Here is a 3,821-nt window from a genome sequence, read left to right on the forward strand (position 1 = left end):
GGAGGGCGGGGACGACCCGCCCACCACGGACGGCTGAGCCGCCACCGCACGAGGGGGGGCCGGGGCCGGGGACCCGGCGGTCCCCGGCCCCGGTCTCACAGGGCGACGCCCAGCAGCGCGTCGGCGGCGCGTGAGGCGATGCCCGGCGCGCCGGTGTCCCCGCCGGCCTCGCGTTCCTGTCGTTCGGCCCACCGGTCGAAGGCGGCCAGGGCCCGCGGCGCGTCCAGGTCGTCGGCCAGTGCGGCGCGCATCTCCTCCAACATCTCGCCGGCGGGTGAGGCGTCGGGGCGGGAGACGGCGGCCCGCCAACGGGCCAGTCGCTCCTTGGCCCGCCGGCCGTCCTCCGGCGTCCACTCCCAGTCCTCGCGGTAGTGGTGGGCCAACAGGGCCAGTCGGATGGCGGCGGGGTCCACGCCCTCACGGCGCAGGGCGGAGACGAAGACCAGGTTGCCGCGCGACTTCGACATCTTCCCACCCTCGTAGCCCACCATCCCGGCGTGCGCGTAGGTCCGGGCGAAGGGGCGCCCGCCGGTGAGACAGCGGGCGTGCGCGGCGCCCATCTCGTGATGCGGGAAGGCCAGGTCGGAACCGCCGCCCTGCACGTCGAAGCCGGCGCCCAGGTACTCGAGGGCTATCGCCACGCACTCGATGTGCCAGCCGGGACGGCCGCGCCCCAGGGACGCGCCGTCCCAGGATGGCTCGCCCTCCCGGGCCGCCAGCCACAGCACCGGATCCAACGGGTTCTTCTTGCCGGGACGGTCGGGGTCCCCGCCGCGCTCGGCGGAGAGTCGCAGCATCTCCGCACGGTCCAGTCCGGAGACCTCACCGAACAGGGGGTCGGCGTCCACCGAGAAGTAGACGTCCCCGTCCAGGTCGTAGGCGACGCCCTCGGCCCGCAGTCGCTCCACCATCGGCACCAGCAGCGGCACCGCCTCGACCGCGCCGATGTAATGGTCCGGCGGCAGCATTCGCAGGGCGGTCATGTCGTCGCGGAACAGTTCGGTCTCCCGGTGGGCGAGGTCCCGCCAGTCCTCGCCGTTGACGGCGGCCCGCTCCAGGAGGGGGTCGTCCACATCGGTGACGTTCTGCACGTAGACGACCTGCCGACCGGTGTCCAGCCAGACCCGTTGGACGAGGTCGAACGCGGTGTAGGTGGCCGCGTGTCCCAGGTGGGTGGCGTCGTAGGGGGTGATGCCGCAGACGTAGAGGCGGGCCGGGTCCCCGGGGGTATCGGGAACGAGGGCGATCCGCCCGCCCGTCGCGGTGTCGTGGATCCGGAGGTCGCGGCCCCGACCGGGCAGGACGGGGACCTCGGGAGCAGGCCAGGCATGCATGCCCCCGAGCGTAACCGGGCGGCTGTCGGGTACACGAAGGTGCCCGGCCATCCTCGGTCATCCGTCCGAAAGGGATGGGGTCCCCGGGGCGCCGGGTACCCCGGGGCCATGTGACCGGGCCGCCCTCAGATCGGTGGCCAGGGGATGGCGGGCCACTCCCCGCCCGGCGCGGGGTGCCGTCCGGAGGCCATCAGCGCGCCGACGCGCCCGCGCAGTGCCTCGATCTCGGCCGGGGCGAGAAGTTCCGCCAGACGGGTGAGGAGGGCCGTGCCCGGCTCCAGCGCGGCCCTCAGGGCCCGCAGTGCGTCGAGGGCGGTCGCCGGCAGTGGCTCCCCCGCCCAGCCCCACAGGAGGGTGCGCAGCTTGTCCTCGGTGTGGAAGGTCACCCCGTGGTCGATGGCGTACAACCGGCCGTCGGGCTGCGGGAGCAGGTGACCGCCCTTGCGGTCGCCGTTGTTGATCACCGCGTCCAGCACCGCGAGCCGGCGCAGCCGCTCGTCATCGGCGTGCACCAGCAGGGCGGTGCGGTCGGCACCGACCTCGGCCCGACCGACGGCCCGCCAGCCGGGTCCGGGCTCCTCGGCGTCGATCAGGGCGAGCAGCGGGGCGGTCTCCTCCTCCACCGCGACGTCCGCGTCCGGTTCCCCGGATTCGGCGGCGCCGGCTCCGTTCCCGGCTCCGGTCGTACCCGCGAACGACTCGACGTCCGGGTCCTCCTCGTCCGGCGGCGGTCCCACCCACAGCTGGCACATGCCGGGCCCGTACGGACCCTCGCGCAACACGGTCGGCGGTATCAACTCCCAGCCCATGGCCCGGCAGACCTCCCTCGCCGCCACCTCGCGGGCGGCGAGGGTCCCCCCGGGGAAGTCCCACAGCGGGCGCTCCCCCGCCACCGGCTTCCACACGCACGGCAGCACGCGCCCCTCCAACTCGACCGAGCCGAACAGCACGGCGTTGGAGGCCCCGGTGAGACGACCGCGCGGGGTCAACTCGCCGTGCTCCAGAATCCGCTCGACCGCCGGCTCGACAGCGGTGTCGGGAGGGCTCACAGGCCCCGCCGATATCCGTTCTGGCGCGGACATACGTGTCCCTCCGGGTCGAGCGGCAGGCTGCACAGCGGACAGGGCGGACGTCCGGCGTTCACCACTTCCAGGGCGCGCTTGGCGAAGGCGCGGGCCATCGTGCCGCTGAGGCGGACCCGCAGCATCGGCGGGCCGTTCTCCTCGTCACGCAGCAATTCCTCCTCCGCCTCGGCGAACTCCTCCTCCGAGTCCGCCTCCAACTCGACCAGGGCCTGGGCCTCGACGACCATCCGCTCGTTGTCCGCGTCCCAGGCCAGGGCCATGGTGCCGACCCGGAACTCCTCCTCGACGGGGGTCTCCAGGGGATCGGTGTCGGTCAGCTCCGCCGGGGCCACCGCCGGGACGGTGGTCCGGCCACCGGAACGGCGCACCACCTCGTCCAACAGTTCGTCGATGCGTTCGGCGAGCGCCTCGACCTGGGCCTTCTCCAGGGCGACGCTCGTGGTGCGGCCGTCCGCCGTGGCCTGCAGGAAGAAGGTGCGCCGACCCGGCATGCCCACCGTGCCCGCGACGAAGCGGTCCGGCGGATCGTAGAGGAACACCTGACGGGTCACCTGCTGCTCCGTGGGGTCGTGGTCGTGATGGTCACGGGGTACGGGCGGACCGGGTGGGCCGCGCCCGCCGGGGCGTGCACCGGCACCCTACTGCGCCCGACGATCTTGTCGCCGCTCACGTGGCCCCCCCACCCACCGCCGCGTCCCCTCCCGACGTGGTGCCGGCGCCCGGGCCGGTCGCCAGGGCCGAGAGGTCGCCGGTGTCGCCCAGACGTAACAGGAAGGGGCGCTCCCGCGTCCAGCGGATGACCGTCACGGAGGCCGGTCCGACGGAGATCCGCTGGAAGAGGTCCAGGTGCAGACCGAGGGCGTCGGCGACCATCGATTTGATGACATCGCCGTGCGAGCACATCAGCCACAGGGCGTCCGGGCCGTGCTCGTCCTCCACCCGCTCGGCCCAGTCGCGCACCGCGGCGGCGGCCCGGGTCGCCATCTCCGGCATGGACTCCCCGCCGGGGAAGCGGGCCGCCGAGGGGTGCCGCTGCACGACCTCCATCAACGGTTCGGCTGCCAGGTCCAGGAGGGAGCGGCCGGTCCACTCGCCGTAGTCGCACTCGATGATCCGCTCGTCCTCGACCACGGGCAGGTCGGGACGGGCGGCGACCAGGGGTTCCAGGGTCTCCCGGCAGCGCTGCAGGGGGCTGTGGACGGCGACGGCGAGGGGAAGTGCCTCCAGGCGGGCGGGCAGGGTCGCGGCCTGCGCGACGCCGGTGTCGTCGAGCCCGACGCCCTCTCCGCGTCCGGCCAGCAGGCCCCCGGCGTTGGCGGCGGTCCTGCCATGGCGCACGAGCAACACGGTGGGCATGGTGGCCAGCCTAGACGAGCACCGGGGCGGGCGCGGGGAACGGGAC

The 3,821-nt window shown here is 74.2% G+C and carries 4 protein-coding genes; all 4 read right to left on the reverse strand.

Translation table 11 applies throughout. The annotated features are described in order from the left end of the window. Nucleotides 1–95: 95 nt before the first annotated feature. A complete protein-coding gene (gene mshC / locus FNQ90_RS15495) occupies nucleotides 96–1,334 on the reverse strand; it encodes a cysteine--1-D-myo-inosityl 2-amino-2-deoxy-alpha-D-glucopyranoside ligase (protein ID WP_143623127.1) in 1,239 nt (412 codons plus the stop codon). A gap of 125 nt (nucleotides 1,335–1,459) precedes the next feature. Further along, the gene (locus tag FNQ90_RS15500) at nucleotides 1,460–2,416 is read right to left on the reverse strand and encodes an SCO1664 family protein (protein ID WP_182606920.1); all 957 of its coding nucleotides are present in this window, start codon (nucleotides 2,414–2,416) and stop codon (nucleotides 1,460–1,462) included. Further along, nucleotides 2,380–2,970 (reverse strand): DUF3090 domain-containing protein, encoded by a 591-nt coding sequence (locus tag FNQ90_RS15505; RefSeq protein WP_182606921.1) that lies wholly within the window; start codon nucleotides 2,968–2,970, stop codon nucleotides 2,380–2,382. The genes FNQ90_RS15500 and FNQ90_RS15505 overlap by 37 nt, the downstream gene beginning before the upstream one ends. A 115-nt stretch (nucleotides 2,971–3,085) precedes the next feature. Then, a complete protein-coding gene (locus FNQ90_RS15510) occupies nucleotides 3,086–3,775 on the reverse strand; it encodes a histidine phosphatase family protein (RefSeq protein ID WP_182606922.1) in 690 nt (229 codons plus the stop codon). Nucleotides 3,776–3,821 lie beyond the last annotated feature (46 nt).

The organism is Streptomyces alkaliphilus (genome assembly GCF_014141535.1).
Lineage (GTDB): Bacteria > Actinomycetota > Actinomycetes > Streptomycetales > Streptomycetaceae > Streptomyces > Streptomyces alkaliphilus.

Coding starts and splice junctions, on each gene's coding strand:
- mshC (WP_143623127.1), bottom strand. CDS start 1,334: ATGCATGCCTGGCCTGCTCCCGAGGTCCCCGTCCTGCCCGGTCGGGGC.
- FNQ90_RS15500 (WP_182606920.1), bottom strand. CDS start 2,416: ATGTCCGCGCCAGAACGGATATCGGCGGGGCCTGTGAGCCCTCCCGAC.
- FNQ90_RS15510 (WP_182606922.1), bottom strand. CDS start 3,775: ATGCCCACCGTGTTGCTCGTGCGCCATGGCAGGACCGCCGCCAACGCC.